The following is a 26,251-nucleotide window of genomic DNA, read 5'->3' on the forward strand; positions in this document are numbered from 1 at the left end:
GCTCCGCCTCAGACGGCAACCTTCTCCGCATATTCCCGCAACAGCGTTTCCACCATCTCCGGCGTCAACTCATCGAAATGGGTGATGATAACATCCGGATCGAGGCTTGAAACCGGCACGTCGGAATAACCGAAAGGCACGGCGATCGACGGTACGCCGGCGTTTCTCGCCACAGCGATGTCGTTGACGCTGTCGCCGATCATCACCGTGCGGGTGATGTCGCCGCCGGCGCGTTCGACGGTGCCGGTGAGGTGGCGGGCGTCGGGCTTGCGGAATTCGAAGCTGTCGCCGCCGGTGATGGCGTCGAAATATCGGGTGAGATCGAGCTTGCCGAGCAGGCCGAGCGCGAGGCTTTCCATCTTGTTGGTGCAGACGGCGAGGGGGTAACCCTGAGATTTCAGCCGGTCCATCGCTGCGACCAGACCGGGATAGGGTTCGGTCCGACCGGGCATGTTGCCGGCATAATGGGCGACGAAACGCTCGACCAGCGGCGGCAAGGCGTCGCTTTCGAGCGGATGGCCGCGCAGCCGGCAGGCGCGCTCGATCATCACGCGCGCGCCCTGGCCGACGAGATGGGTGAGGTCGTCGTAGCTGACCGGTTCGAGGTCAAGGGCCGCGATCGTATGGTTCAGGCTCTCGACCAGGTCCACGTGGGTATCGAGAAGGGTGCCGTCGAGATCGAAGACGACAAGCGCCGGGCGAGCGGGAACAGGGGTCAAGGGCATGTCTCTTTGAGCGATGGTCGTCTTGAGGAGCGAGGGATCGTCCTAGGGAACGATGGATCGTCCCTGAGGTAGGCGATCGTGCGGCGGAAAGCAATGTCCGGCGATGGTCGGGAAGGCTGCAGGCCTCTGTTTCGGCTTTTCATTTTCCGTGATGATTTTGACTTTCGTTTGCCAGGCGAGCCGTGTAAACAGCACATCCAACGCAATATCAGGAGCTGGCGGCGCATGGATGCCCGCGAAATGAAGATCAAGGCCGCCGAGGCCGCACTCGCCCATGTCGAAAGCGGGATGCGTCTCGGGATCGGCACCGGCAGCACGGCGGAAGAATTCGTTCGCCTGCTGGCGGAGAAGGTCGCGGGCGGCTTCAGGGTCGAAGGCGTTCCGACGTCCGAACGAACCGCGCGGCTCTGTGTCGAACTCGGCGTGCCGCTGAAGTCGCTCGACGAACTGCCGGCACTCGACCTGACGATCGATGGCGCCGACGAGGTCGATCAGGCGCTCAGGCTGATCAAGGGCGGCGGCGGCGCGCTGTTGCGCGAAAAGATCGTCGCGGCCGCCTCCGAGCGAATGATCGTCATTGCCGACGAGAGCAAGTTGGTGGAAACGCTCGGCACCTTCGCGCTGCCGATCGAGGTCAATCCATTCGGGCTCGTTTCGACGCGGATCGCGATCGAAAAGGTCGCAGCCCGGCTCGGTCTTTCCGGTGAACTCGATCTGCGCCAGTCGGGTGACGGAGAGTTTACCACGGATGGCGGCCATCACATCATCGATGCATCTTTTGGCCGCATTCCTGATGCAGAGGCGCTTTCGAGCGAGCTGAATTCCATACCCGGCGTCGTTGAACACGGGCTCTTTATCAATATGGCGGCACTTGCGATCATTGCCGGTCCTGCGGGTGCGCGCACGCTGCAGGCAAACAGATAACAGGAGCATATACTCATGATGAACATTGCAGGTCTTGGCCGTCTCGCCGCTGCGACCGTCGTTCTTTCCGGGCTTGCCTTCGGCTCCGCCGTCAAGGCGCAGGAGGTCTCCGAGGAGCAGCTGAAGGCGTCTCGCGCGGCGATCGACGCCATCGGCGCCACCGCGCAGTTCGACAACATCCTGCCCGGTCTCGCCGAGCGCCTGAAGGCCGGGCTGATTCAGGATTCGCCCAACTACCAGGACATCATTTCGTCGACGGTCGACGCGCAGGCGCTGGCGCTGGCGCCGCGCCGCGGCGATCTGGAAAAGGAGGCGGCACTCACCTATGCCAAGACCTTCACCGTCGAGGAGCTGAAGGCGATCGCCGACTTCTATAATTCCGACGTCGGCAAGAAGCTGCTGCGCGATGGCCCGGTCGCCTCGCGCGAGACGGCGAAGGCTGCCGATATCTGGGCGCAGGGCATTTCCCGCGACCTGGAAAAGCAGAGCAACGCCGAGCTTTCCAAGGTCATCAAGGCGCCGCCACCGGCAACCGACAGCCCGACCGCTCCGGCTCCGGCACCGGCTGCCCAGCAATAAGGCCTGCCCCCTCAAATTTGCGAAAGCCCGGCATCGTCCGGGCTTTTTTGCTATGATGAGGCAAATGCCGTTGGCGAGGCTTCAGGTGACTGCAGACATGTCCGATCATGATAAGGCCGTCCGAGTGCGGATATCCGGCAAGGTCCAGGGTGTCGGTTTTCGCATGTGGACGCGCGACGAGGCGGTGCGGCTCGGTTTGACGGGCTGGGTTCGCAATGAAGAGGACGGGGCGGTCGTCGCAGTGATCGCAGGACCCGACACCGCCATCACGACAATGATCGAGCGTTTCAGGCGCGGGCCTTTGGGGGCGTCGGTTTCGGGCGTCGAGACGGAAGCAACCCAGCTTGAGAAGAAGCCGTCGGAATTCCGCATTAGCCGCTGACAGCAGCAATCGCTAGGCAGATTCAATTGCCAACGCATATGCGCCGCAACTCAGCCCCTATGGGTTCGGGTTCTTTGCAAGTTGCCACACACCCTCCTCATCCGGCTCCACGCGCTTGTTGCCGCGATAGAAGATCGGCAGTCTCGTCTTCTTGTCGATCGAAAAGCGGCTCGGCGTGTATTTTTCATTCTCGTGGCCCTGAATGGCGAGGCCGAGCGCTTCCTTGAATTTGCCAGCCTTGCACAGGTTGGTGAAGAGAGTTTGATCCATCTTTTGCTCCGCCATTCTTTTCCATCCCACGGATTGCCTGCCAGCCTCGGCCGACCGGGTCAACCGTAAACGGTGACTGGTCAACCGGAATGAAGATTCGACGATGGGAACCGGATGACGCAGGAGCGGGCTTTTGTTTTCATGACGATCGCCCCTATATCAGCAACATCCTTCCTGCGATTCCCTTCCGGAGCTCCTCATGTCTTCCTACGACTACGACCTCTTCGTCATCGGCGGCGGTTCCGGAGGCGTGCGCGGCGCCCGTGTCGCCGCCTCGCTCGGCAAGAAGGTGGCGATCGCCGAGGAGTATCGCTACGGCGGCACCTGCGTCATCCGCGGCTGCGTGCCGAAGAAGCTCTTCGTTTACGCTTCGCAGTTCCATGAGCATTTCGAGGATGCGGCGGGCTTCGGCTGGACGGTCGGCGAAAGCAGCTTCGACTGGAAGAAGCTGGTGGCAGCCAAGGATGTCGAAATCGCCCGGCTTGAAGGTCTCTACAAGAAGGGGCTCGCCGGCGCCAATGCCGAGATCCTGGAAACGCGCGCGGAACTCGTCGATGCCCATACCGTCCGGCTGCTGAAGACCGGACATACGGTGACGGCGAAGACGATCCTGATCGCCACCGGCGGTCGTCCGAACCCGCACGCAGCCCTTCCCGGTCATGAGCTCTGCGTCTCTTCCAACGAGGCCTTTCATCTCGAAGAGCTGCCGAAATCGATCGTGATATCAGGCGGCGGCTATATCGCCGTCGAATTCGCCAATATCTTCCATGGGCTCGGAGTCGAGACGACGCTGATCTATCGCGGCGCCGAGATCCTGTCGCGCTTCGACGAGGATCTGAGGCGCGGGCTGCACGAGGCGATGGCCGCAAAGGGCATCCGCATCCTCTGCCACGATACGCTGCAGAAGGTTTCGAAAGGCGAGGACGGGCTCATTCTGGAGACGCTGAACAACGGCACGCTGCAAGCCGGCGTGGTCATGCTGGCGCTCGGGCGCGATCCGAACACCGAAGGCCTCGGCCTCGAGGCGGCCGGCGTCGCCGTCGACGAGCGCGGCGCCGTTATCGTCGATGAATATTCGCGCACCAATGTCGAGAACATCTACGCGCTCGGCGATGTCACCAATCGGGTACAGCTGACACCGGTGGCGATCCACGAGGCGATGTGCTTCATCGAGACCGAGTACAAGAACAATCCGACCCGGCCGGACTACGAGCTGATCCCGACCGCTGTCTTCTCGCAGCCGGAGATCGGCACCGTCGGCCTTTCGGAAGAGGAGGCGGGCAAGCGTTATTCCGAACTCGAGGTTTACCGCGCCCAGTTCCGGCCGCTGAAGGCCACGCTGTCCGGGCGGGCCGAGCGAATGATCATGAAGCTGATCGTCGATGTGGCGAGCCGCAAGGTGGTCGGCGCCCATATCCTCGGCCACGATGCCGGCGAGATGGCGCAGTTGCTCGGCATCACGCTGAAGGCCGGCTGCACCAAGGACGATTTCGACAGGACAATGGCGCTGCACCCGACGGCCGCCGAAGAGCTCGTCACCATGTATGCGCCGAGCTATCGGATCAGCGACGGCAAGCGGCTTTAAGCCCTCTTAGCTAGTGATGCGCGGCGCGCGGATGACCTTGAGGAAGAGCTCTTTCATCGCATCGGCGATGCCTTCCGTCGGCGACACCTCGAAATAAAGGCCGGGCGAGGCGCAGGCCTGCATCTTCGTCGGAATCTCGCTCTGGAACGGCCTGATCCAGTCTTTATACCAGTCGTTGCTCGGCAGCGGCAGGTAGGTGGTGTAGAGCACAGCGATCTTGACGCCGCGATCCTTCAAGGGCTTGCAGAAGGAGGTATCGATCGGCTCCTGGCAGCGACCGCCAGTCGTCTTCTTGGTGCATGTCGACGGCTTGTAGCTGTCGCCGACGCCATCGGAAACGAAGAACAGAATCTTTTGCGGGCTGATATTCGATGTGCCATCACCGGCAGTATCGATGATGGTGTTCATCTGCGTCATGGCGCTGTCGAAATTCGTGAGTTGGTCCTTATTGTAGTTCTGGTAGGGAATGGTCATCAGGTCGACCGCGTCTGTGTAATTTTTCACCTTCGTGAGGTCGGAGGTGAGGCCCGAAATGGTCGTCAGCTTCGCGTCTTCGGCTTTGGTGCCGAAAGTATAGACGCCCATGCGGAACTGGTCGCTGCTGACACGCTCGGTCTTGGCCGTGTCGGTCAGTGCCTGGGTGGCCAAACGCACCACATCGATGCGCATGGCGACGCCGAGGCTTTTGGCAATGGTGTAGTTGTTGGTGCTCTTATCCATCTGGTGGCAGGCGAAGGCGCAGCCTGTCTTTGCCTCCAGCTTCGAGACGTCGCTCGGGGTCGCGCCGACACCCATAGAGGGCGTGTTGTCGAGCAGGATGTAGAAATCCATGAAGGCGGCGGTTTGATATTCGGCAGTCGCGGCGCCGGAGATCGTGATTGAGTCCCGGCCGAGGATGCGCATGAAGGTGGTGGGCACGGTCGCGCTGAAGGAAACCTGCGCATTCAGCTTGTTGGCAGTCTTGGTGACGTCGATTCCGAGATCGACATGAACGTCAGTTAGCTCCCCGGACATTTGAGACATGAAGATATTGCGGGCGTCGTCCTTGCCGAGCGAGATCGTGCCGTTGCCGCTCATGGTCATGGCGGCTGCGACCGCGCCGGATTTCTCCGCGACCGAACCGACGGCGGCGGCATCGGCAGCGGCGTAAAGCTGTGTCCTCAGGCTGAGCGCATGGGCGAAATCCACCGCCATGCCGGCCGCACCGAAGAGCGGCACCACCAGCAGTGCCGTCATGATGCCGAAATTGCCCGAGCGGTCCGATATGAAACCGGGCGGAAGGATTGCCATGCCATGTCCCCGAAATTGAAACTCTCTCCGGTTCTACATTGAAAGTCTAAAATATGGGAAAATCGACATGGTATATGCTGGTTTAACTAGAGAGCGGCGGGCGGCGGCGGCGAGGCGACAAGCAGTCGGCGAATGGTCTTTGCAAGCCTGACCTAAAGGTCTATAAGCCGCCGCATATTGAGGGCATCCTGAGGTATGGATGTGAGAACAGGTGAGTGAGATGGCAGACAATTGGACCCCGAGCAGCTGGCGGCAAAAACCGATCCTGCAGGTTCCCGAATATCCCGACGCAGCCGCTTTGGCGGCAACGGAAGCCACGCTCGCCAGCTATCCGCCGCTTGTCTTTGCAGGTGAAGCGCGCCGCCTGAAGAAGCATCTCGCCAATGTCGCTGAAGGCAACGGTTTCCTGCTGCAGGGCGGCGACTGCGCCGAGAGCTTCGCCGAACACGGCGCCGACAATATCCGCGACTTCTTCCGCGCCTTCCTGCAGATGGCCGTGGTGCTGACCTTCGGTGCGCAGCTGCCGGTCGTCAAGGTCGGCCGCATCGCCGGCCAGTTCGCCAAGCCGCGTTCGTCGAATGTCGAGAAGCAGGGCGACGTGACGCTGCCGGCCTATCGCGGCGACATCATCAACGGCATCGAGTTCACCGAGGAGTCGCGCATTCCGAACCCGGAACGCCAGGCCATGGCCTATCGCCAGTCGGCTGCGACGCTGAACCTTCTGCGCGCCTTCGCGATGGGCGGTTACGCCAATCTCGAAAACGTACATCAGTGGATGCTCGGCTTCGTCAAGGACAGCCCGCAGGGCGAGCGCTACCGCAAGCTCGCCGACCGCATCAGCGAGACCATGGATTTCATGAAGGCGATCGGCATCACCTCGGAAAACCATCCAAGCCTGCGCGAGACCGATTTCTTCACCAGCCATGAGGCGCTGCTGCTCGGCTACGAGGAGGCGCTGACCCGCGTCGATTCTACCTCGGGCGACTGGTATGCCACGTCAGGCCACATGATCTGGATCGGCGACCGCACGCGCCAGGCCGACCATGCGCATGTCGAATATTGCCGCGGCATCAAGAACCCGATCGGCCTGAAGTGTGGCCCGTCGCTGCAGGCCGACGACCTGCTGCAGCTGATCGACATCCTGAATCCTGCCAACGAGGCCGGTCGCCTGACGCTGATCTGCCGCTTCGGCCATGAGAAGGTCGCCGACAGCCTGCCGAAGCTCATTCGCGCTGTCGAGCGCGAGGGCCGCAAGGTCGTCTGGTCCTGCGATCCGATGCACGGCAACACGATCACGCTCAACAACTACAAGACCCGTCCCTTCGAGCGGATCCTGTCGGAAGTCGAAAGCTTCTTCCAGATCCACCGCGCCGAAGGCTCGCATCCCGGCGGCATTCATATCGAGATGACCGGCAAGGACGTGACCGAGTGCACCGGCGGCGCCCGCGCGGTCTCCGCAGAAGACTTGCAGGACCGCTATCACACCCATTGCGATCCGCGCCTCAACGCCGACCAGGCGCTCGAGCTCGCCTTCCTGCTTGCCGAGCGCATGAAGGGCGGCCGCGACGAAAAGCGCATGGTCGCCAACGGCTGAGATCAGCCTGAAATAGTGATGAAAAGCCCGGCGATGCCGGGCTTTTCAGTTACAGTGGAGGCGTACCAGACGCTCAGATGCTGGCCTGGACGCTGTGCAGATTGGCGTAGACGCCGTCTTGCGCCATGAGTTCGTCATGAGTGCCCTGTTCGACGATGCCATCAGCCGTCAGGACCAGGATGCGGTCGGCATGGCGGACGGTCGACAGACGGTGGGCGATGACCAGGGTGGTTCGGCCGTTTGCCAGGCTGAGCAGCGCCTGCTGCACCGCCCGTTCGCTCTCGTTGTCGAGCGCGCTGGTCGCCTCATCGAAGATCAGGATCTCCGGATTCTTGAGGAAGGCGCGGGCGATGGTGATGCGCTGGCGTTGGCCGCCCGAAAGCTTGACGCCGCGTTGGCCGATATCGGTGTCATAGCCCTGAGGCAGGGCGATGATGAAGTCGTGCGCATTGGCGGCGCGCGCGGCCGCTTCCAGCTCGGCATCGCTGGCGTTGGGTCGGCCGTAGCGCAGGTTTTCCGCCACCGTACCGGCAAACAAGTAGACATCCTGCTGCACCACCCCAACATGGCGCCGGAGCGAGGCCAGCGTCACATCGCGGATGTCGATGCCATCGATCCGGATCGCCCCGGCCTCGACATCGTAGAAACGCGGTATCAGCGCGCAAAGGGTGCTCTTGCCGACCCCTGACGGGCCGACCAGGGCGACGAACTCCCCGGGAGCGATGGTGAGCGACAGCTGCTCGAGCACCCGCGGACCGTCAGCCTCGTAGCCGAAGGCGACGTTGGAAAAACTGATCTCGCCCCTTGGTGCCGGCATCGGCCGCGCGGCCGGCCGATCGGTGATATCGGGGGCGATCTCCAGGATCTCCATGGCCCTGACGAAGCCGGTATAACCCTCCTGCCAGAGGCGCACGAAATTCGCCAGCCGCTGCACCGGATCGACCAGCACGGCGACGCAGAGCAGGAATGTCAGCATATCAGGCACGGTCAGTTCCGCCGCCAGGATGCGCAGGCCGCCGACGATGATCACCAATATGGTAACCAGCTGGGCGAAGGTTTCGGTGCCGACCGAAAACCAGGCTTCGCTGCGGTAGCCCTCGGCGCGGCTTTGCAGGAAGCGTCGGTTCTGCTCGGCGAAGCGTTCCCTCTCCAGCGCCTCGTTGGCAAAGGACTGGACGACGCGGATGCCCGCAAGAGCGTCCTCGACGCGCTCGTTGACGGCGGCGATCTGCCGTTTGCTGGCTTCGAGCGCGCGGTTCATGCGCCGGTTGAAATAGAGCGCATAGGCGACCGCCGCCGGCGTGAGCAGCAGGATGAGAGCCGCCAATGGCGGATCGATGAAGAACAATACCAGCATGGCGCCGCCGTATTTGAGTACGGCGATGGAAAGATCCTCGGGGCCATGATGAAAGAGCTCGCCCAGCCATAGGCTGTCGTTGGTGATGCGGCTCATCAGCTGGCCGGTGCGCTGGCGGTCGTAGAAGCTGAACGAGAGCTTCTGGCAGTGCTCGAAGAGTTCCTGCCGCACCGTCGCTTCGATGCGGGCGCCCATCACGTGGCCGCGATAATCGACAAAGAAGATGGCGACGATCTGGATGGCCAGAACGGCCAGCATGACGCCGCCCATTGCAAGGATTTGTGCGAAGGCCTGCGGCGCATCGGGGAGAGCCAGAAGCCGGCTCGTGACGATGTTGGCGCAGAGCGGCAAGGCGACCGCCGTGCCGGCGACGAGGATGGCGCACAACAGATCCGCCAGCAGCAAAGGCAGGTGCGGACGATAGTAGGAGAGGAATTTGCGCATACGCGACCAACGCCGCTCGCGGTCGGCGGCATTGGCATCGTCGCGGAATAATTTCGGGAAGAAGTTATGGTGTCGCGAGCTTTTCCTCGCGCGGGAGAACCGAATGTTCATGAAGCTGAATGTCCTTGTGGAGGATGTTTCCTTTCTGTTCGGACAGGTTCGCTCTCATGTCAGTCTCCTGAGGTTGATTTGAGCCGCCAGTATCGCCGACAAGCGCCGCCGATTCAATGCTGGGATGAGATGAGGTTGGCGGCTGTTGTCGTTGCGCAACAGATACTCCAACCGACCGTCGATGCATAAGGCCGGTGATTTCAAGATTTCTGATGATTTCGTTGAACGGAATGGATTTGACGCCGGCGGCGATCGGCGGCAACGTTCGGTCATAAACGGGAGAGCGATCATGACCGAACGGCATACAGGCGGCTGCCTTTGCGGCGCCGTGCGATTTTCAACGATGGCGAAGCCAGGACCTGTTGTCGGCTGCCATTGCTCACAGTGCCGCCGGCAGACGGGGTTTTATTACGCCGCGGTCAACGTGGCCCGCGCGGCTCTTTCGGTTGATGGCAGCGAGGCAGTCCACTGGTACCGGTCAAGCGAAGAGGCACAGCGCGGCTTCTGCTCGAATTGCGGCTCCGCGCTGTTCTGGCAGGCGGACGGATCGGCAGAGGTTTCGGTCATGGCCGGCGCCTTCGACACGCCGAGCGGCCTTGCCTTCGGCCATCATATCTACTGCGCCGACAAGGGCGACTTCTATGAGATATCCGATGGCCTGCCGCAATACGCCGTAAATCCGGTTTAGCCTTTGGCGGCAAGTTCGGCGCTGAGGCGGGCCACGTCCTCGCGTAGCGCCGTCAGCTCGGTCAGCACGCTCATATCGATCTTCTGGTGCAGGGAGAGCACCTCAAGCTCGGCCTTGAGATTGACCTCATAATCCTTGGCGGCCTCGAAGCGGTCGCGCTCTGCCTGCCGGTTCTGGGACATCATGATGATCGGCGCCTGGATGGCGGCGATCATCGACAGGATCAGATTCAGAAAAATGAAGGGGTATGGGTCGAAGGGATGCGCCACCAGACCGATAGTGTTCATCAGTGTCCAGACGGCGAGAAAGGCGAGGAAGGCGAGTATGAACGACCAGGAGCCGCCGACGCGGGCGATGCCATCGGCGATACGCTCGCCGAAGGATGACTCGGCGGATAAGGCGGCATTGACGTCGGTCGAGATGACCTTGCGTTGGTGCGCTTTCGCCAGCACGCGCTTTTCGACGTCGCCGAGTTCGTCGGCCGGTTTGTCGAAATGATGGTGCACGAAGTCCGAAAGATTAGACATTGCCTGTTTCCGATGCCAGTTATCTCAGTCGCTTTGTGGGGCCAGTATTCCGTTCCGCCGGTAAATTGCAATGCGTATCGGCGCCGCGCGGCGCCATGCGCAATCGTTCATAAAAATTTCGTCACCGCCAGGCGCCGCTTTTGGCGCCAACATGTTGCGGTCGCGAAAGGTGCAGGCTAAATAAATGACATGACACAGGAAAACGCCCTTTCTGATATTTTCCGCATCGCCATCGGCCAGCTCAACCCGACGGTCGGCGATGTCGCCGGCAATCTCGCCAAGGCGCGCGAGGCGCGCATTGACGCGGGCCGGGAGGGCGCGCATCTGCTCGTCCTGACCGAGCTTTTCATCTCCGGCTATCCGCCCGAAGATCTGGTGCTGAAGCCCGCCTTCATCCGCGCCTGCTGGAAGGCGGTCGAGACTCTCGCGGCCGATACCGCCGATGGCGGGCCGGGCGTCATCATCGGCTTTCCCCGGCAGGATGAGACCGGGCGCTACAATTCGGTCGCCGTGCTCGACGCCGGCAAGGTGATCGCGGTGCGCGACAAGATCGACCTGCCGAATTACGGCGAGTTCGACGAGAAGCGCGTCTTCGACCAGGGCGCTATGCCGGGGCCGGTGAATTTCCGCGGCGTGCGCATCGGCATTCCGATCTGCGAGGATATCTGGGGCGATCTCGGCGTCTGCGAGACGCTGGCCGAAAGCGGGGCCGAAATCCTGCTGTCGCCGAACGGTTCGCCCTATTATCGCGGCAAGGTCGATATCCGCCATCAGGTGGTGCTGAAACAGGTGATTGAAACCGGCCTGCCGCTGATCTATGCCGCCCAGCTCGGCGGCCAGGACGAACTTGTCTTCGACGGGGCGAGCTTCGCCTTCAACGCCGACAAGTCGCTCGCCTTCCAGATGAGCCAGTTCGAGACGGCGCTTGCAGTGACGACGTGGAAACGCGGCGAAGATGGTTGGCATTGCGCCGAAGGGCCGATGGCGCATATCCCTGAAAGCGAGGAGGCCGATTACCGCGCCTGCCTGCTGGGCTTTCGCGACTACGTCAACAAGAACGGCTTCAAGACCGTGGTGCTCGGCCTTTCCGGCGGCATCGATTCTGCGATCTGCGCGGCAATCGCTGTCGATGCGCTCGGCGAGGAGCGGGTGCGCACCGTCATGCTGCCCTATCGATACACGTCCGAGGCTTCGCTGAAGGATGCGGCCGATTGCGCCAAGGCGCTCGGCTGCCGCTACGACATCGTGCCGATCGAGCAGCCGGTGACGGGTTTCAGCAGCGCCCTCGCCAGCCTTTTCGAAGGCACGGACAGCGGCATCACCGAGGAGAACCTGCAGAGCCGGGCGCGCGGCGTCATCCTGATGGCGATCTCCAACAAGTTCGGTTCGATGGTGGTGACGACGGGCAACAAGTCGGAGATGTCGGTCGGCTACGCCACGCTTTACGGCGACATGAACGGTGGCTTCAACCCGATCAAGGACCTCTACAAGATGCAGGTCTATGCGCTTTCCCGCTGGCGTAACGAAAACGTGCCGCCGGATGCGCTGGGGCCCTCCGGCGAGATAATCCCGCAGAATATCATCGACAAGGCGCCTTCGGCCGAGCTTCGTCCCGATCAGAAGGACCAGGATTCGCTGCCGCCCTATCCCGTGCTCGACGATATTCTCGAATGCCTTGTCGAGAAGGAGATGGCGGTCGAGGAGATCGTCGCGCGCGGCCATGATGTCGCGACCGTTCACCGGGTCGAGCATCTGCTCTATCTCGCCGAATACAAGCGCCGGCAATCGGCGCCCGGCGTGAAGATCACCAAAAAGAATTTCGGCCGGGACCGGCGTTATCCGATCACCAACCGTTTCCGGGATCGCTGACGCAATCGAGATCGCTAACGCAATCGAGATCGCTGACGGCAGCAATTCAAAGCGTTACGGCGTCCTGCGTCTGGAAAGATGCGCGGCGTTGTAGGATTTTCGGGAGGAAACATGCGCAGCTCGGTTGAGATCTACAATGTCAGGACGGGCAGAGCCCGCGAGGTCTGGCAAACGGACAGGCTGGTGGAGGCGCCGAACTTCTCGCCTGATGGTTCCTACCTGCTCTTGAACGGCGACGGTCTGCTTTACCGGTTGCCGCTCGATGGCGGCGAGGTGGTCAAGGTCGATACCGGCTTTGCCGTCAACTGCAACAATGATCACGGCATTTCGCCCGATGGCACTGAGATCGTCATTTCCGACAAGACCGAATTCGGCAAGTCGGCAATCTATATCCTCCCGATCGAAGGCGGCACGCCGCGGCTCATCACCCAGAACCTGCCATCCTACTGGCATGGCTGGTCGCCGGACGGGCGCCAGCTCGCCTATTGCGGCATCCGCAACGACCTCTTCGATATCTACACCATCTCCGTCGACGGCGGCCCCGAGACGCGGCTGACGCATGGCGAGGGCCGCAATGACGGACCGGACTATTCCGCCGACGGTCAATGGATCTACTTCAACTCCAGCCGCACCGGGCTGATGCAGATCTGGCGCATCCATCCCGATGGCACCGGGCTCGAGCAGGTGACTTCGGACAATCAGGGCAATTGGTTCGCCCATCCTTCACCCAGCAACGACAAGGTCCTGATCCTCTCCTACGACCCATCGGTGTTCGACCATCCGCGCGATCTCGACGTGCGGCTGCGGCTGATGGACATGGACGGCGGCAATCTGAAGACGCTGTTCGAGCTATTCGGGGGGCAGGGCACGATCAACGTGCCCTGCTGGTCTCCTGACGGCGAAGAGTTCGCCTATGTCCGCTATTTCCCGGCTGCTTAAGCGCGGGTCCGGCGGCGCTCGCGGGCGGATTTAGCCAGGTCTTCCAGTACCGCGACCGACATATGCCAGTCGATGCAGCCGTCGGTGATGGACTGGCCGTAGACCAGCGGTTTGCCAGGGACGAGATCCTGGCGGCCGGCGACGAGGTTGCTTTCGATCATCATGCCCTTGATGTCGCTGTTACCGGCGGCAATCTGTGCGGCGACGGATTTGACGACGAGCGGCTGGTTCATCGGGTCCTTGCCGCTATTGGCATGGCTGGCATCGATCAGGATGCGCGGGGCGACGCCGAGCTTGATGGCTTCGCCGGTGACCGCTTCGACGTCGGCCGCCTCATAGTTCGGCCGCTTGCCGCCGCGTAAGATTATGTGGCAGTCCTCATTGCCGGTCGTCGAGGCGATGGCCGCCTGGCCGTCCTTGGTCACCGCCGGGAAGTGATGCGGCTGCGAGGCGGCGAGGATGGCGTCCAGCGCCACACGCACGCCGCCGTCGGTGCCGTTCTTGAAGCCGATCGGGCAGGAAAGGCCGGAAGCGAGCTGGCGATGGATCTGGCTTTCGGTCGTGCGCGCGCCGATCGCGCCCCAGCTGACGAGGTCAGCGATGTACTGCGGCGTGATCGTGTCGAGGAATTCGACGCCGGCGGGAAGGCCCATCGCATTGATGTTGAGCAGCAGACGCCGGGCGATGCGCAAGCCTTCCTCAATGCGGTAGCTGCCGTCGAGATGCGGGTCGTTCATCAGACCCTTCCAGCCGACGGTGGTGCGAGGTTTTTCGAAATAGACGCGCATGACGATCTCGAGGTCGCCGGCGAAGCGCTGCCGCTGTTCCGTGAGCCGAGCGGCATAGTCCCTGGCGGCAACGGGATCATGGATCGAGCAGGGGCCGATGACGACGATCAGGCGATCGTCTTCGCCCCGAAGAATTTGGTGGATCGCATCGCGATTGCTGGTCACGGTCTTACTGACATCAGCATTGCGGGGAATTTCCGCGATGATATCGGCAGGCTTGGTCAGGGGGGTAATTTCGACGATACGCAGATCGTCAATGGTATCAGACACGGTATGGCTCCTGTTTGGTCATACCCGCGCGGAACAAAAAAGCCGCCAGGTAGACTAGCGGCTGTTCGGGTTGTCGTCGCGTCGAATTCAGTTACGCATGGACCCGCATCCGCTGGGAGCAGCGGTACCAATAAAATCGCGAGGCGTAGATTGAGGTGATCGACATGAGGCGTGTGTAGCGCCAAGACCAGGCATTGTCACGTAGAATTTGCTGCCTGAAAAGCTGATGCTCTTGCGGGGCACCATACTCCCCGAGGAAGGCACGTCGCACTCGATCTCGCTCATCTGACGTCTTGCAAGTCTTTGTTTATGCATATCGCCCGAACTGTGTATGCTCCGGGCGATATGCGTTTTCATTGCTTTCGAATGTAGGTCCCGAGCTCAGAGAGCGTCGACGTTCACACCGACGGTGATGGCGCCGATTGGCGTTCCTTTGTCATCTGATATCGTGACGCTTGCCTGCGACTGTAGTGTCTGGGTCGACTCATCCTTTTCGATCTCGTCGACGAAGACGGCGTCCTTGCCGGCGCCGAAAGACTTCTGGAACTTGCCCTCGTCGCCCTGCCAGTAATCAGATGTGGTGTCGCTTTGACCGACATTCAGCCCCTTTGCATCCATGACGAAGATTTCCGTGATCTTGCCGCCGGAGGCCTCCTTCTTCCCCAGAAGGAATTTCGACAGGGCATTGTTGAGCACGCCGTCGATCATCGAGTGGTCGGAGCCATCGACTTCGGCACGCCACTTCTTGTCAAGAGCGTCGACATCAGCCGCGCTGAGATTGGCGTTGGCAGTGTTCTGCGCCTTGAGAGCCTCGATGATGGCAGGGTCGTTGAGCCAGGGCTTGACGTCGCTCGTCACGTAGTCGGAGATCGGGGCAAGCTTGGCATCCTGCGCCATGGATACGCCCATGGGTAGGCCGAATGCGGTGCAGGCCAAAAGAAATGCGGGCACGATTTTCTTCATAAGTGTTTCCTTCCGATTATAGGTTGCTGAAGACTAAGGCTATCAAACGAGGATGATGTCAGAACTCCTCCCAGGCGCCGGGAGCAGCGGCAATGGCGGCATTTCCTGCATGCCGCTGTACGGGGGCTCTCGGTTCGGGACGAGATTGGCGAGCGACTTGAACGGGTCTGGGCTGGCTGGCCGCAGACGCGCCGACGACGAACCTGCCGGCCGAGTCCTGCAGAAGGCGTCCCTGCTGCAGCAGTTCCTGGCAGGCCGCGTTGGTTTCCTCGACCATTGCCGCGTTCTGCTGCGTCGCTTGATCCATCTGGTTGATCGCACCGTTGATTTCCTGCAGACCCGTCGCCTGTTCGCGATAGGACTGAACGATGGAAGCGATACTGTCGCTGATACGGTTGATCTGCTCCTCGATCTTCAGCAAGGCGTCGCCGGTTTCGTTCACCAGCCCGACGCCTGCGGCAACTTCCTGGCCGGATACGTTGATAAGGTTCTTGATTTCCTTTGCCGCATTTGCCGACCGCTGGGCGAGTTCACGCACTTCCTGCGCGACAACCGCAAAACCCTTGCCGGCCTCGCCGGCACGCGCGGCTTCGACGCCGGCATTCAGCGCCAGCAGGTTCGTCTGAAACGCGATTTCATCGATGACGCCGATGATGCGGCCGATCTGGCTAGACGAGGTCTGAATACGGTCCATCGCGCCGATTGCATCGCGCACCACCGTCGCTGAGACATGGGCGCTCCGCTTTGTCTCCTCGACCAGCTTCCCGGCATTTTCGGCCCGCTGCGACGATGTTCTGACCGTGGTGGTCACCTCATCCAGTGCGGCGGCGGTCTGTTCCAGTGCTGCCGCCTGTTGCTCGGTCCGCTTGGCGAGTTGATCGGCGGAGGAGGCCAGCTCGCTGGAGCCGCCTTCAACCGCTACGGAGGCGGCCTTGATCTCCGTCAGCGCGGCCGCGACCGCTTCGACCATGTTGTTGAAATCTTGCCGCAATTTATCGAATTCCGGACCAAGATCGGCCAGATGTATCGAGAAGTCGCCTGCAGCGAGCTTTTCCAATGCTTTTGCGAGAGCGGTCATGACCAGCCGCTGGGTGTTGCTGGCTTCTTCCGTAAACAATGCGTTGCGCGCCCGTTCGGCGTCGAGCGAGGCGCTCTGCTCGGCAGCGGCTTGCTCTCTTTCGACCTTCGCAATCGCCTCGTGGCGGAAAACTTCCAATGCCCGTGCCAGAAAGCCGATCTCGTCGCCGTTTTCCTTGTAGGTCACGGGTGAAGCCAGATCGCCTTTCTGCAATGCGCTAATGCGTTCGCTGATGATCCGGATGGGCCGGCCAACAAGGCTGCGCATGGCGAGAAGGAAGGCGATGACGGCCAAGGCGGTGATCACGGACTGCGTGAGCAGCGATATGAGAACCTTCTGCCTGACTTCAGCAGCGATTTTTTCGACGGACCAGTTTGTAACGATATAGCCGGTGGCCTTGCCTGATTTATCCAGCGGGAGCGGCGCGATGATCGTGACCACACCGGCGGATATTCCGCTGTCGTCGATCGTCGTTTTCTCCGGCTTGGCACTGAGGCTCTTCGCCAGATCGGCCGGTGCGGGCAAACCGTTGATGCCATCGCGTGTCCAGGCGTCTACGGCGGCAGGCTCCGCGTTGAATGCGGCAAACTGCACGAGATCGAGCGAAGGGTCGTCGCGGTAGAGCGAATAGGCTTCACGGACGGCATTCGCCTTGCCCCATTTGACGCCGCCGGCGGCCAGAGAGGCAAACTGCTCCACATCCTTGGACCAGTTGGCCTTGGCGCCATCGATCAATGCCCGGGTTTCGTACATCCAGGTATAGGTGGCGAAAGCGGAAATGCCGCAGAGGTTGACGGCAACGATAATCGCCGCCAGCTTGGCGGTCAGAGGCATCGTTTTCAAAAAATGGAACATTCCGCGGCAGCCTAGAATTGCGGCTCAGTCGGAGATGTTCCCGACCGGCGTCTCAATACGGGCATCCACGCTGACGGTCACATCACGAGCCCTCATGCCCATGTCCGGATAGCAACCCAAAACGCGCAAACGCAGTGTGTGTTTGATATGTGAATAAATCATAAAGTAGAATGGGATGCCGGAGCACGCGCGTGTCATTTCGCTATTGCGCCCGCTGGAGATCTGCCTCGCTCCGCTGGGGAGAAGAGGTATGTCGCGCGTCCGTGTTCCCTACGCCCCGGCCGAAGAAAAGAGACAGATGGCACCGCTTGGCGCGCGCGGCTAGAATCAACCATCTGGTTCGCGGCTTGCCGCCGCGCCGGTTTGCTGAAATAGATGCGCCGTCAGGTGCCCGCCGTCCAGGCGGGAGAATCGGGAATCCGGTGCAAAGCCGGAACGTGCCCAACGCTGTAAGGCCGACGTTTGCCGCTTCACCACGCCACTGGCTTCTTGCCGGGAAGGCTGCGGCAGACGGATGACGCCCAGTCAGAAGACCGGCCTGGCAAGATAGACCGATCCGCGCGGACAGCGGGGCGGTTGCGTTGTTGGGGATTTGACGATGCGACCTTTTGATGAGGATGCCCTTTCGGCGGCGTCCGGTTTTTCCGTGGCTGAACGCGAGGCCGTCTATCATGCGATCATGACGCGGCGTGACGTTCGCAGCCAGTTCCTGCCCGATCCCTTGCCTGACGATGTTGTGCGGCGGTTGCTGACGGCCGCTCACCACGCACCCTCCGTCGGCTTCATGCAGCCGTGGAATTTCATTCTGGTGAAAAGTGCCGTTGTGCGGGCGCGCGTCCGGGATGCCTTCGCCAGTGCCAACGAGGAGGCGGCGCTGATGTTTGCCGGCGAGCGGCAGCAGGCCTACCGCGCTCTCAAGCTCGAAGGCATCGTGGAGGCGCCGCTCGGCATATGCGTGACCTGCGATCCCACGCGCAGCGGCAGCGTGGTGCTAGGTCGCACCCACAATCCGAGAATGGATTCATACTCGACCGTCTGCGCCATCCAGAATCTCTGGCTTGCGGCGCGGGCGGAAGGGGTGGGCATCGGTTGGGTCAGCATTTTTCGCGAAGGCGACCTGAAAACCATTCTCGGCATACCCGAGTATATCGAGGTGGTCGCTTGGCTCTGCGCCGGTTTCGTCGATCGGCTCTATGACGAGCCGGAACTCTCCGTCAAAGGCTGGCGGCAGCGGCTGCCGCTGGAGGATCTGGTCTTCCATGATGGATGGGGACTGAACACCTAGGGCAGTGCGGTGGAGCATGGCCTCAATCGCACAGTCACGACAGTCAAGGTGAGCAAACCGATGTCGGGTGTCGCCGACGCCGGTGAGGTATCTTTATTCCAGGCCTTTATATCGATACGCTGAAGGCGAATCCCGGAAATTCCAAGAGATATTCGGCTATCGGCGGCTCGATCGGAGGATAACGGCCCAATGAACATGATCGACTTGAAGGAACGCATCATCGTGATCACAGGCGGTGCGCGCGGCATCGGCTACGCTATCGCAGAGCGCGTCATCCAGTCTGGTGGCAAGGTGGCAATCTGGGACCTGAACGAAAACATGGCGAAGGACAGCGCTTCCGCTCTCGGCTCCGGCACCGTCGCTTTTGGCGTCAACGTTGCAGATTCCCAATCAGTCAAAAACGCGGCGGCAACTACCGAGGAGATTTTTGGCCGTATCGACGGCCTCGTCAATTCCGCCGGGATTACCGGTCCGGTTAAGCCCACGATTGAATACGATGTCATCGAGTGGAAAGACGTTGTCGATGTCTGCCTCACGGGAACCTTCAACTGCTGCCGCCACGTCGTTCCGGTCATGTTGAAGCACGACTACGGGCGGATCGTGAACATCTCCTCGGTTGCGGGCAAGGAAGGAAATCCGAACATCGCTGCCTATAGCGCAGCGAAAGCCGGTGTGTTGGGCTTCACCAAGTCTCTTGGCAAGGAACTCGCAAAGACGGGGATCGCCGTGAACGCGGTAACGCCGACCACAGCAAAGACACCTATATTGGACGGGCTGACACCGGAATTTATCGAATATATGCGCGTCCGTATTCCGCGCGACCGTTTTGTTGAACTTCATGAGATCGCGTCGATGGCCGTCTGGCTGCTCTCCGAAGAGAACTCCTTCACGACCGCATCGACGTTCGACCTGAGCGGTGGTCGTACGACCTACTGACCATGCTCAAGCTGTCCGCATTCACATCCCGCCGCTCGTTCACGCGACATGCCGTCATCTCATGCACCCCGGCATAACGCCGCTATGGCTCGGCCACCGCCGTTCCAGCTGTTCGATCACTGCTGCTGTTGCGGCTGCGGACCTGACGTTGCTGGGTTGGCGAGATCGATCGAGCCCTGATCTCCGGCCAGAAATTGCGGGCCGACCTGACGGACACGGTTTTGCGTCGGATCATAGGGGCGCTCGGGAACGGATGGTTGCGGCGCGGCGGCTGCGGGATTCTTCGCCGTGGGGTTGGTGCGGATGGTGGTGATCGAGCCCTGCTGCGGCGGTTCGCTCACCGCCTGCTTGCCGCGCATCTCCTCGTAATAGGCGGTGAGATTGCAGGCGCAAGAGGACTTTTCCCCGGGCGTACGGTTCTTGTAGGCAAAGGCGTTTTTCATGGCGCTGTAAGGCGTGCCCATTGCGACCGAGATCATGTTCGAGGCTTCGGTGCTCGTCACATCACGATAGAACAATTCGGTCTCGATACCCGGGCACATCTTGGCGCAGGTCTGGGCGTCGCGGCCGAAATCAACCGACGTGGCGTTTGAGCTGATCGGGAAGAAGCCGCCGTCGCAGCTGCGCACGCACATGGTGCTGACTGGCGACAGCATGTCTGCCCGCGGCAGGCCGTAACGCGGATCAACCTCTTCACCGCCGCCGAGCGGAATGAAGGTATCGGTGCGCATTGCCTGTTCCTCGACGCTAGGGGCGGGGTCGGCGGCGCTGCGATCGCTCGGGGCGTAGAAGTTTTCGCTGTTGCAGCCATTGCGCTCGAGAGCGGCAATCAGTTCGCGCCGCGCGCCGTCATTGGCACCGTTCTGGCCGGCCAGCACGTTGCGGCGGTCCTGGAGATAGCGGATATTGTCGATCATACGGGCTTCGGCCTGCGAGAGCTCGGTGCAATAATCGGCATTCTCGCCGCCGACGACCACCATGCTGCCTGACGTGCAGCCAAAGCTGCGCAGATCGTTGCGGACCTTGCGCAGCTCGAGGTTCTGCTCGGCCATGGCGCTGGCATATCGGCGGGCTTCCGGGCCGTTGCCATTGCCGATCGATCGCGGCAAGTCGGCGAGGCGGCCGCGCAGGTCCTCACAGACAGCGCTGCTTTGCGCGGCGGCAGGCGCCGAAAAGGCAAGGAGAAGGGCAAGAGACAGGTTTCGGCGTTTCACGGCGTCGTCCCGGAATGAGCAAAGAATTGATCGGTCGATTGCGGCGTTGATCGCCGCCAGTTCTCTTAGGGTATTTCTCTTAATAAGCTGGGATAAATTCCTAGCGTATTTTCGCGGTTTTATCCAGCGGACCGCTGGAGACCCAAGTGTTTGATTATGAAGAGGCTGCCGATTGTAATCAACGAGGCCAAGTGCTCCACTCCAATCTCCTGCGTCGCTTGGGGAACGTACTCATATCCGGACGTCGAAAATGACAGGTGTTGCCAATGAACTCAGCTCCCCCGCAACGACAGTCGGGCTGCCGGAAACCCAGCACGGCTTCCACGTTTTCGTGGACGGTTGTTATGAACCCGGTTCCGGGCGCGGGGGATGGGCTTTTGTCGTTTATCGTGATGCGGCGGAAATTGCGTCCGGCTTCGGTGGCGCCGAAGATTCCGCCAATAATTCGATGGAATTGACCGCCGTGCTCAGGGCGGCAATCTGGATCAACAGCGAGGCAAACGGCGAGCCCGCGACCATCTGGTCCGATTCCGTCTACGCCATCAAAGGCTGCAACAGCTGGCGACATATCTGGAAGAACAACGGCTGGAAGAAAAGCAGCCCGAATGGGAATGCCCGAAGGCGAACGATCGCCAATGCGGAACTCTGGAAGGCGGTCGATCTTCAGCTATCCCAGAATGCGCTGATGACCATTGTCTGGTGCAAAGGCCATTCCGGCATTGCCGGCAACGAACGCGCGGATGCGCTCGCGGATAAAGGGCGCCTGTCGATACGGAGTGCCTGAGACGGCATCAGGACATGTGTCGGGACGACTTCAGGGTCTTTACGCTGTGTTGCGGGCAACCAGCTCAAGCCGGTTGCGATGCCTCGACGACGGCGAGTGCCGCCATATTGACGACGCCGCGGGAGGTGACAGAGGGGGCGAGGATATGGGCGGGCAGGGCGGTGCCGAGCAGGATCGGGCCGACATGCAGGCCGTCGGTCATCGACTTGACCACACCGAGGGTGATGTTGGCGGCATCGAGGTTCGGGAAGACCAGGAGGTTCGCCTCATCGTGCAGCGTCGTATCCGGCATGACGCGCTTGCGCAGTGCTTCGGTGATGGCGCTTTCGCCGTGCATCTCGCCGTCGACCTCAAGATCGGGTGCAGCATCGCGCACGAGCTGCAGGGCGTTGCGCATCTTCGTCGCGCTTTCGGACTCACGCGAACCGAAATTGGAATGCGAGACCAGGGCGGCGCGCGGGGTGAGGCCGAAACGGCGGATTTCCTCGGCCGCCAGCACTGTCGCCTCGGCGACCTCCTCGGCGGTCGGATTGAAGGTGACATAGGTGTCGGTGAAGAAGGTGGCGCCGCGCTGCGAAATCATCAGGCTGAGGGCTGAGAAATCGCGGACATCCTTGCGCTTGCCGATGATCAGGCGGACGTCGCGAAGATGCTTCTCGTAACGGCCTTCCAGGCCGCAGATCAGCGCGTCGGCCTCGCCGCGCCTCAGCGCCAGCGCGCCGATGACTGTCGTGTTGGTACGCACGATCGTGCGGGCAGCTTCCGGGATGACGCCGCGGCGGCCGACGAGGGAGAAATAGAGATCGACATATTCGCGGAAGCGCGGATCGTCTTCCGGATTGATGACTTCGAAATCCTGCAGCGGGCGGATGCGCAGGCCGTAGCGCTTCAGCCGCGTCTCGATGACCTGCGGGCGGCCGATCAGGATCGGTTCGGCAAGGCCTTCTTCGAGCAGCACCTGGGCGGCGCGAAGCACACGTTCGTCCTCGCCTTCGGAAAAGATGACGCGCTTGCGCTCGGCGGCCTTGGCCGCAGTGAAGATCGGCTTCATGACGAAGCCGGAGCGGAAGACGAAGCGGTTCAGCTGGTCGAGATAGGCGTCGAAATCCTGGATCGGGCGGCGTGCCACGCCGCTCTGTTCGGCGGCTTTGGCGACGGCAGGTGCGATGCGCAGGATCAGGCGCGGATCGAAGGGCGAGGGGATCAGGTAATCGGGGCCGAAGACCGGGGTCTCGCCGGAATAGGCGCGGGCGGCGACGTCGGACGGCTCTTCGCGGGCAAGGGCTGCAATGGCGCGCACGGCGGCCATCTTCATTTCCTCGTTGATCGTCTCGGCGCCGCAATCGAGCGCGCCGCGGAAGATATAGGGAAAGCAGAGGACGTTGTTGACCTGGTTGGCGAAATCCGAGCGACCGGTGCAGATCATTGCGTCGGGGCGGGCGGCACGGGCGAGATCCGGCATGATCTCCGGCGTTGGATTGGCAAGCGCCATGATCAGCGGCTTGTCGGCCATCTGCGCCAGCAGCTCGGGTTTCAGCACGCCGGCGGCCGAAAGGCCGAGGAAGACGTCGGCGCCGCCGATATTTTCGGCGAGCGTGCGCGTATCGCTCTTCTGGGCATAGATGGACTTCCATTCGTCCATCAGCTCGACCCGGCCCTCATAGACGAGGCCTTCGAGATCGTGGACCCAGATGTTTTCGCGTTTTGCCCCGAGAATGACAAGCAGGTTGAGGCAGGCAAGAGCGGCAGCACCGGCGCCGGAGGCGACGATCTTGATGTCGGCGATGTTCTTGCCGGCGAGTTCCAGCCCGTTCAGGATCGCGGCGGCGACGATGATTGCCGTGCCGTGCTGATCGTCGTGGAAGACGGGGATCTTCATCTTTTCGCGCAGGCGGCGCTCGACCTCGAAACATTCCGGCGCCTTAATGTCTTCAAGGTTGATGCCGCCGAAGGTCGGCTCCAGCGAGGCGATGGTCGAGACCATCTGGTCGACGGCTGCGGCATCGATCTCGATATCGAAGACGTCGATGCCGGCGAATTTCTTGAAGAGCACCGCCTTGCCCTCCATGACCGGTTTGGAGGCGAGAGGGCCGATATTGCCGAGGCCGAGCACGGCGGTGCCGTTCGAGATGACGGCGACCAGATTGGCGCGCGAGGTATATTCGGCCGCCATTTCGGGATTGTCGCGGATGGCAAGGCAAGGGGCGGCAACACCGGGCGAATAGGCGAGCGCCAGGTCGCGCTGGTTGCCGAGCGGCTTGGTCGCCTGGATCTCCAGCTTACCGGGGCGGGGATAGCGGTGGAAGAAAAGTGCCTGTTCGTCGAGATCGCCGCTCGTCAGGTTCTTTTCCGTCTTCGATTTTTCCGAGTGATCCATCGCCGCCTCCGTGCACGTCTTTTGAGCTCCCTCCATACATCAATCGGATACGCGCGACAGTATGGAAATGAGGGATGGGAGAAGTTTTCGTGAGGTGGGCAGAGGGGTGTATCCACGCTGTGACCATTCGGCCTTCAAGCAGCCGCCGCAGCTAATCCTTTTGGGGAAACTTGTTTGACAACCTCAACAGGAGCAGGATGCCGGCCGCGACGGTGCGGGGCGCCGGTCGCATGGAGGAAATCATGGACAATTTGAACCTGACGACCCTGCAAAAGGGGCAGACGATGGTCAATGACGTGGCCATCGATGCCTTTGCCGCCGGATTTCGCGGCAGTCTGCTGACCAGCAAAGACATGGATTACAACGAGGCGCGGGCGATCTGGAATGCGATGATCGACCGCCGGCCCGGGCTCATCGCGCGCTGCGCCGGTGCCGCCGATGTCGTGCGGGCGGTGCGGTTTGCACGCGACAATAATCTGCTCGTTTCGGTGCGTGGCGGCGGACACGGCATCGCCGGCAATGCCGTCTGCGAAGGCGGTGTGGTCATCGACCTGTCGGCGATGAAATCGGTGCGGGTCGATCCGCAGACGCGTCGCGCCAGGATCGAGCCGGGCGCCACGCTTGCCGATGTCGACCAGGAAACGCTGGCCTTCGGGCTGGTGCTGCCGACCGGCATCAATTCCACCACCGGCATCGCCGGCCTGACGCTCGGCGGCGGTTTCGGCTGGCTGACACGCAAATTCGGGCTGACGCTGGATAATCTGCTTTCGGTTGATGTGGTGACGGCCGATGGCGAACTGGTCAAGGCGAGCGAGACGGAAATGCCGGACCTCTTCTGGGCGCTGCGCGGCGGCGGCGGCAATTTCGGCGTCGTGACCTCGTTTGAGTTCAAGCTCAACCCTCTCAACGCAGAAGTTCTCGCCGGGCTGGTGGTACATCCCTTCGCCGATGCGGAGAAGGTGCTGAGGGAATACCGGCAGGCGCTGGACGCGGCACCCGATGAGCTGACCTGCTGGGTGGTGATGCGGCAAGCGCCGCCGCTGCCGTTCCTTCCCGCTGAATGGCACGGCAAGGAGATCGTCGTGCTGGCCATGTGTTATTGCGGAGACATTGCGGCGGGAGAAAAGGCGACGGCCAGATTGCGCGCGATCGGAAATCCGATTGCCGACGTCGTCGGCCCGGTGCCGTTCACCGGCTGGCAGCAGGCATTCGATCCGCTGTTGACGCCGGGCGCGCGCAATTACTGGAAGAGCCAGGATTTTGCCTCTCTCTCTGATGCGGCGATCGAGATTCTGCTCAATGCCGTGCGCAAGCTGCCCGGCCCGGAATGCGAGATCTTCATCGGCCATGTCGGCGGCGCTGCCGGCCGCGTGCCCACCGAGGCCACCGCATTTCCGCAGCGCAGCTCGCATTTCGTCATGAATGTGCATGCGCGCTGGCGGGAGACCGGGATGGACGGAAGCTGCATCGGCTGGGCGCGGGATCTGTTTGAGGCAACCAAGCCGCATTCGGTCGGCACCGCCTACATCAACTTCATGCCGGAGGATGAGGTCGATCGGGTCGAAAGCGCTTATGGCGCCAATTACGGCCGCCTTGCGGAAATCAAGCGGCGTTACGATCCGAACAATCTGTTCCGGATGAACCAGAACGTGAAACCCATGGCGGCAGTACGCGCTGCATGATGAGAATGGCGTGAAATCAAGGCGTTGGAGCCTGCGCTGCGCGTTCGCTTAACGCGCGGCGCAAGACGGATCCGAACGCTCGACGCCCAATGTCTTCGGCCGGTGACCGGCTTATCATCTGTCACCCTCGGTGAGTTGGATCAATTCGTTCAGCAGAACCGTATCATCGGAAGCTGCGTGGTCGTCGGGCCGCAGAACATGGGCGAGCCATGCGCCGTCCGCCGCCAGGCGAACGATCTCGAGCCGCATTCCCATGTCGGTTTCGGCGTGCCTGATGAGCCGGTCGTTCATCCATCTGTGCCAGAGGCTCTTGGAGTAGGGGTCGGCGAGCACGGTCATCGTCTGCGCCGACCACGGGCTGTTGTTAAGGGCTCGGTCGGCAAACAGGGTGCGGACATAGGCGCGGGTAAATGTGCCATGGCCGCCCTTATCCTTTTCAAGCTCCTCGTCGATCTCGCGATCGAGGCTTTCCATCATGCCGTCGAACACGGCCTTTATAAGAGCCTGTTTATTGGGGAAGTGGTGAAACAGACCTCCCTTGGTCACGCCGGCGGCACTCGCGACCGCCTGCAGGCTGACGGCGGCCAGACCATGCTCGAGCGCCAGCTTGGTGGCGCAATCGAGAAGAGCCTGCCGCACGACGTCCGGCTGTTTCTTTCTGTTGCGGGGGCTATCTACCAATGCATGACCTGTGTTCGAGAAGCTTCGCGCCGAGGCGGCCCGAGAAAGATCAGT

The 26,251-nt window shown here is 61.5% G+C and carries 24 protein-coding genes and 1 riboswitch; of the genes, 12 read left to right on the plus strand and 12 right to left on the minus strand.

Annotation, left to right across the window (positions count from 1 at the left end; all coding sequences use genetic code 11):
* Positions 1-8: 8 nt before the first annotated feature.
* Complete coding sequence (locus tag HFO71_RS05640) at positions 9-725, minus strand: HAD family hydrolase (protein WP_170268552.1); 717 nt, start codon at positions 723-725, stop codon at positions 9-11.
* A gap of 225 nt (positions 726-950) precedes the next feature.
* Between HFO71_RS05640 and rpiA the strand changes: the two genes are divergently transcribed.
* The 3 genes from rpiA (at position 951) to HFO71_RS05655 (ending at position 2,610) form a co-directional block, all read left to right on the plus strand.
* Positions 951-1,649 carry a ribose-5-phosphate isomerase RpiA gene (gene rpiA, locus HFO71_RS05645; protein ID WP_131642410.1) on the plus strand — a complete coding sequence of 233 codons (699 nt, stop codon included), beginning with the start codon at positions 951-953 and terminating at the stop codon, positions 1,647-1,649.
* Between the two features lie 15 nt (positions 1,650-1,664).
* Positions 1,665-2,228: a DUF2059 domain-containing protein gene (locus HFO71_RS05650; RefSeq protein ID WP_131642411.1), complete on the plus strand. Its 564-nt coding sequence runs from the start codon at positions 1,665-1,667 to the stop codon at positions 2,226-2,228.
* 97 nt (positions 2,229-2,325) lie between these two features.
* Complete coding sequence (locus HFO71_RS05655) at positions 2,326-2,610, plus strand: acylphosphatase (protein WP_131642412.1); 285 nt, start codon at positions 2,326-2,328, stop codon at positions 2,608-2,610.
* Between the two features lie 57 nt (positions 2,611-2,667).
* On the opposite strand, the gene HFO71_RS05660 is transcribed toward HFO71_RS05655, so the two are convergent.
* The gene (locus HFO71_RS05660; protein ID WP_077979205.1) at positions 2,668-2,880 is read right to left on the minus strand and encodes a hypothetical protein; all 213 of its coding nucleotides are present in this window, start codon (positions 2,878-2,880) and stop codon (positions 2,668-2,670) included.
* 199 nt (positions 2,881-3,079) lie between these two features.
* Here HFO71_RS05660 and gor point away from each other — a divergent pair, with 199 nt between their 5' ends.
* Complete coding sequence (gene gor / locus HFO71_RS05665; RefSeq protein WP_221987637.1) at positions 3,080-4,465, plus strand: glutathione-disulfide reductase; 1,386 nt, start codon at positions 3,080-3,082, stop codon at positions 4,463-4,465.
* 6 nt (positions 4,466-4,471) lie between these two features.
* Here gor and HFO71_RS05670 read toward each other — a convergent pair whose 3' ends face one another.
* The gene (locus HFO71_RS05670) at positions 4,472-5,755 is read right to left on the minus strand and encodes a pilus assembly protein TadG-related protein (RefSeq protein ID WP_221987638.1); all 1,284 of its coding nucleotides are present in this window, start codon (positions 5,753-5,755) and stop codon (positions 4,472-4,474) included.
* A 220-nt stretch (positions 5,756-5,975) separates the two neighbouring features.
* Between HFO71_RS05670 and HFO71_RS05675 the strand changes: the two genes are divergently transcribed.
* On the plus strand, positions 5,976-7,349 hold the full coding sequence (locus HFO71_RS05675) for a class II 3-deoxy-7-phosphoheptulonate synthase (protein ID WP_029875504.1): 1,374 nt from the start codon (positions 5,976-5,978) through the stop codon (positions 7,347-7,349).
* 73 nt (positions 7,350-7,422) lie between these two features.
* Here the strand turns inward: HFO71_RS05675 and HFO71_RS05680 are convergent, their stop codons facing one another.
* Together HFO71_RS05680 and HFO71_RS05685 are read right to left on the minus strand one after the other, a co-directional pair.
* Positions 7,423-9,261 (minus strand): ABC transporter ATP-binding protein, encoded by a 1,839-nt coding sequence (locus HFO71_RS05680; RefSeq protein ID WP_131642414.1) that lies wholly within the window; start codon positions 9,259-9,261, stop codon positions 7,423-7,425.
* A complete protein-coding gene (locus tag HFO71_RS05685; protein WP_168259826.1) occupies positions 9,215-9,565 on the minus strand; it encodes a hypothetical protein in 351 nt (116 codons plus the stop codon). The genes HFO71_RS05680 and HFO71_RS05685 overlap by 47 nt, the downstream gene beginning before the upstream one ends.
* Between HFO71_RS05685 and HFO71_RS05690 the strand changes: the two genes are divergently transcribed.
* A complete protein-coding gene (locus HFO71_RS05690) occupies positions 9,551-9,949 on the plus strand; it encodes a GFA family protein (RefSeq protein ID WP_221987639.1) in 399 nt (132 codons plus the stop codon). The two genes, HFO71_RS05685 and HFO71_RS05690, sit on opposite strands and share 15 nt — an antisense overlap.
* Here the strand turns inward: HFO71_RS05690 and HFO71_RS05695 are convergent.
* Positions 9,946-10,476: a DUF1003 domain-containing protein gene (locus HFO71_RS05695; RefSeq protein ID WP_077978325.1), complete on the minus strand. Its 531-nt coding sequence runs from the start codon at positions 10,474-10,476 to the stop codon at positions 9,946-9,948. The two genes, HFO71_RS05690 and HFO71_RS05695, sit on opposite strands and share 4 nt — an antisense overlap.
* A 189-nt stretch (positions 10,477-10,665) precedes the next feature.
* Here HFO71_RS05695 and HFO71_RS05700 point away from each other — a divergent pair, with 189 nt between their 5' ends.
* Complete coding sequence (locus tag HFO71_RS05700; protein ID WP_131642416.1) at positions 10,666-12,345, plus strand: NAD+ synthase; 1,680 nt, start codon at positions 10,666-10,668, stop codon at positions 12,343-12,345.
* A 111-nt stretch (positions 12,346-12,456) separates the two neighbouring features.
* A complete protein-coding gene (locus HFO71_RS05705) occupies positions 12,457-13,284 on the plus strand; it encodes a TolB family protein (RefSeq protein ID WP_131642417.1) in 828 nt (275 codons plus the stop codon).
* On the opposite strand, the gene HFO71_RS05710 is transcribed toward HFO71_RS05705, so the two are convergent.
* From HFO71_RS05710 to HFO71_RS05720, 3 genes are all read right to left on the minus strand, one after another.
* Positions 13,281-14,342, minus strand: coding sequence for a 3-deoxy-7-phosphoheptulonate synthase (locus HFO71_RS05710; RefSeq protein ID WP_221987640.1), 1,062 nt, complete (start codon positions 14,340-14,342; stop codon positions 13,281-13,283). The genes HFO71_RS05705 and HFO71_RS05710 overlap by 4 nt on opposite strands.
* 381 nt (positions 14,343-14,723) lie before the next feature.
* Entirely contained in the window at positions 14,724-15,305 is a 582-nt protein-coding gene (locus HFO71_RS05715) for a hypothetical protein (protein ID WP_221987642.1), read from the minus strand.
* A 58-nt stretch (positions 15,306-15,363) separates the two neighbouring features.
* Positions 15,364-17,238, minus strand: coding sequence for a methyl-accepting chemotaxis protein (locus tag HFO71_RS05720; RefSeq protein ID WP_221987643.1), 1,875 nt, complete (start codon positions 17,236-17,238; stop codon positions 15,364-15,366).
* A 368-nt stretch (positions 17,239-17,606) separates the two neighbouring features.
* Positions 17,607-17,794, plus strand: a riboswitch (cobalamin riboswitch).
* Positions 17,795-17,836: 42 nt separating this feature from the next.
* Here HFO71_RS05720 and bluB point away from each other — a divergent pair.
* Together bluB and HFO71_RS05730 are read left to right on the plus strand one after the other, a co-directional pair.
* Entirely contained in the window at positions 17,837-18,523 is a 687-nt protein-coding gene (gene bluB / locus HFO71_RS05725) for a 5,6-dimethylbenzimidazole synthase (RefSeq protein ID WP_221987645.1), read from the plus strand.
* A 189-nt stretch (positions 18,524-18,712) separates the two neighbouring features.
* Positions 18,713-19,459, plus strand: a complete 747-nt coding sequence (locus HFO71_RS05730) for an SDR family NAD(P)-dependent oxidoreductase (protein WP_221987646.1) — start codon at positions 18,713-18,715, stop codon at positions 19,457-19,459.
* Positions 19,460-19,575: 116 nt separating this feature from the next.
* Here HFO71_RS05730 and HFO71_RS05735 read toward each other — a convergent pair whose 3' ends face one another.
* Positions 19,576-20,673 carry a DUF2865 domain-containing protein gene (locus HFO71_RS05735; RefSeq protein WP_221987647.1) on the minus strand — a complete coding sequence of 366 codons (1,098 nt, stop codon included), beginning with the start codon at positions 20,671-20,673 and terminating at the stop codon, positions 19,576-19,578.
* 250 nt (positions 20,674-20,923) lie between these two features.
* On the opposite strand from HFO71_RS05735, the gene HFO71_RS05740 reads away from it, so the two are divergent.
* Positions 20,924-21,457: a ribonuclease H family protein gene (locus HFO71_RS05740; protein WP_168284390.1), complete on the plus strand. Its 534-nt coding sequence runs from the start codon at positions 20,924-20,926 to the stop codon at positions 21,455-21,457.
* A gap of 64 nt (positions 21,458-21,521) precedes the next feature.
* Here the strand turns inward: HFO71_RS05740 and HFO71_RS05745 are convergent, their stop codons facing one another.
* Positions 21,522-23,834, minus strand: a complete 2,313-nt coding sequence (locus HFO71_RS05745) for an NADP-dependent malic enzyme (RefSeq protein ID WP_221987648.1) — start codon at positions 23,832-23,834, stop codon at positions 21,522-21,524.
* Between the two features lie 242 nt (positions 23,835-24,076).
* Here HFO71_RS05745 and HFO71_RS05750 point away from each other — a divergent pair, with 242 nt between their 5' ends.
* On the plus strand, positions 24,077-25,516 hold the full coding sequence (locus HFO71_RS05750) for an FAD-binding oxidoreductase (RefSeq protein WP_221987649.1): 1,440 nt from the start codon (positions 24,077-24,079) through the stop codon (positions 25,514-25,516).
* Between the two features lie 114 nt (positions 25,517-25,630).
* Here HFO71_RS05750 and HFO71_RS05755 read toward each other — a convergent pair whose 3' ends face one another.
* Positions 25,631-26,197: a TetR/AcrR family transcriptional regulator gene (locus HFO71_RS05755; protein ID WP_221987650.1), complete on the minus strand. Its 567-nt coding sequence runs from the start codon at positions 26,195-26,197 to the stop codon at positions 25,631-25,633.
* Between the last annotated feature and the right edge of the window lie 54 nt (positions 26,198-26,251).

It is taken from the genome of Rhizobium laguerreae (genome assembly GCF_019778565.1).
GTDB lineage: Bacteria > Pseudomonadota > Alphaproteobacteria > Rhizobiales > Rhizobiaceae > Rhizobium > Rhizobium laguerreae.

Coding starts and splice junctions, on each gene's coding strand:
- HFO71_RS05715 (WP_221987642.1), bottom strand. CDS start 15,305: ATGAAGAAAATCGTGCCCGCATTTCTTTTGGCCTGCACCGCATTCGGC.
- HFO71_RS05700 (WP_131642416.1), top strand. CDS start 10,666: ATGACACAGGAAAACGCCCTTTCTGATATTTTCCGCATCGCCATCGGC.
- HFO71_RS05740 (WP_168284390.1), top strand. CDS start 20,924: ATGACAGGTGTTGCCAATGAACTCAGCTCCCCCGCAACGACAGTCGGG.
- HFO71_RS05655 (WP_131642412.1), top strand. CDS start 2,326: ATGTCCGATCATGATAAGGCCGTCCGAGTGCGGATATCCGGCAAGGTC.
- gor (WP_221987637.1), top strand. CDS start 3,080: ATGTCTTCCTACGACTACGACCTCTTCGTCATCGGCGGCGGTTCCGGA.
- HFO71_RS05680 (WP_131642414.1), bottom strand. CDS start 9,261: ATGAACATTCGGTTCTCCCGCGCGAGGAAAAGCTCGCGACACCATAAC.
- HFO71_RS05660 (WP_077979205.1), bottom strand. CDS start 2,880: ATGGATCAAACTCTCTTCACCAACCTGTGCAAGGCTGGCAAATTCAAG.
- HFO71_RS05750 (WP_221987649.1), top strand. CDS start 24,077: ATGGACAATTTGAACCTGACGACCCTGCAAAAGGGGCAGACGATGGTC.
- HFO71_RS05640 (WP_170268552.1), bottom strand. CDS start 725: ATGCCCTTGACCCCTGTTCCCGCTCGCCCGGCGCTTGTCGTCTTCGAT.
- HFO71_RS05690 (WP_221987639.1), top strand. CDS start 9,551: ATGACCGAACGGCATACAGGCGGCTGCCTTTGCGGCGCCGTGCGATTT.
- HFO71_RS05675 (WP_029875504.1), top strand. CDS start 5,976: ATGGCAGACAATTGGACCCCGAGCAGCTGGCGGCAAAAACCGATCCTG.
- HFO71_RS05650 (WP_131642411.1), top strand. CDS start 1,665: ATGATGAACATTGCAGGTCTTGGCCGTCTCGCCGCTGCGACCGTCGTT.
- HFO71_RS05685 (WP_168259826.1), bottom strand. CDS start 9,565: ATGCCGTTCGGTCATGATCGCTCTCCCGTTTATGACCGAACGTTGCCG.
- HFO71_RS05695 (WP_077978325.1), bottom strand. CDS start 10,476: ATGTCTAATCTTTCGGACTTCGTGCACCATCATTTCGACAAACCGGCC.
- HFO71_RS05745 (WP_221987648.1), bottom strand. CDS start 23,834: ATGGATCACTCGGAAAAATCGAAGACGGAAAAGAACCTGACGAGCGGC.
- HFO71_RS05705 (WP_131642417.1), top strand. CDS start 12,457: ATGCGCAGCTCGGTTGAGATCTACAATGTCAGGACGGGCAGAGCCCGC.
- HFO71_RS05670 (WP_221987638.1), bottom strand. CDS start 5,755: ATGGCAATCCTTCCGCCCGGTTTCATATCGGACCGCTCGGGCAATTTC.
- HFO71_RS05730 (WP_221987646.1), top strand. CDS start 18,713: ATGAACATGATCGACTTGAAGGAACGCATCATCGTGATCACAGGCGGT.
- rpiA (WP_131642410.1), top strand. CDS start 951: ATGGATGCCCGCGAAATGAAGATCAAGGCCGCCGAGGCCGCACTCGCC.
- bluB (WP_221987645.1), top strand. CDS start 17,837: ATGCGACCTTTTGATGAGGATGCCCTTTCGGCGGCGTCCGGTTTTTCC.
- HFO71_RS05720 (WP_221987643.1), bottom strand. CDS start 17,238: ATGTTCCATTTTTTGAAAACGATGCCTCTGACCGCCAAGCTGGCGGCG.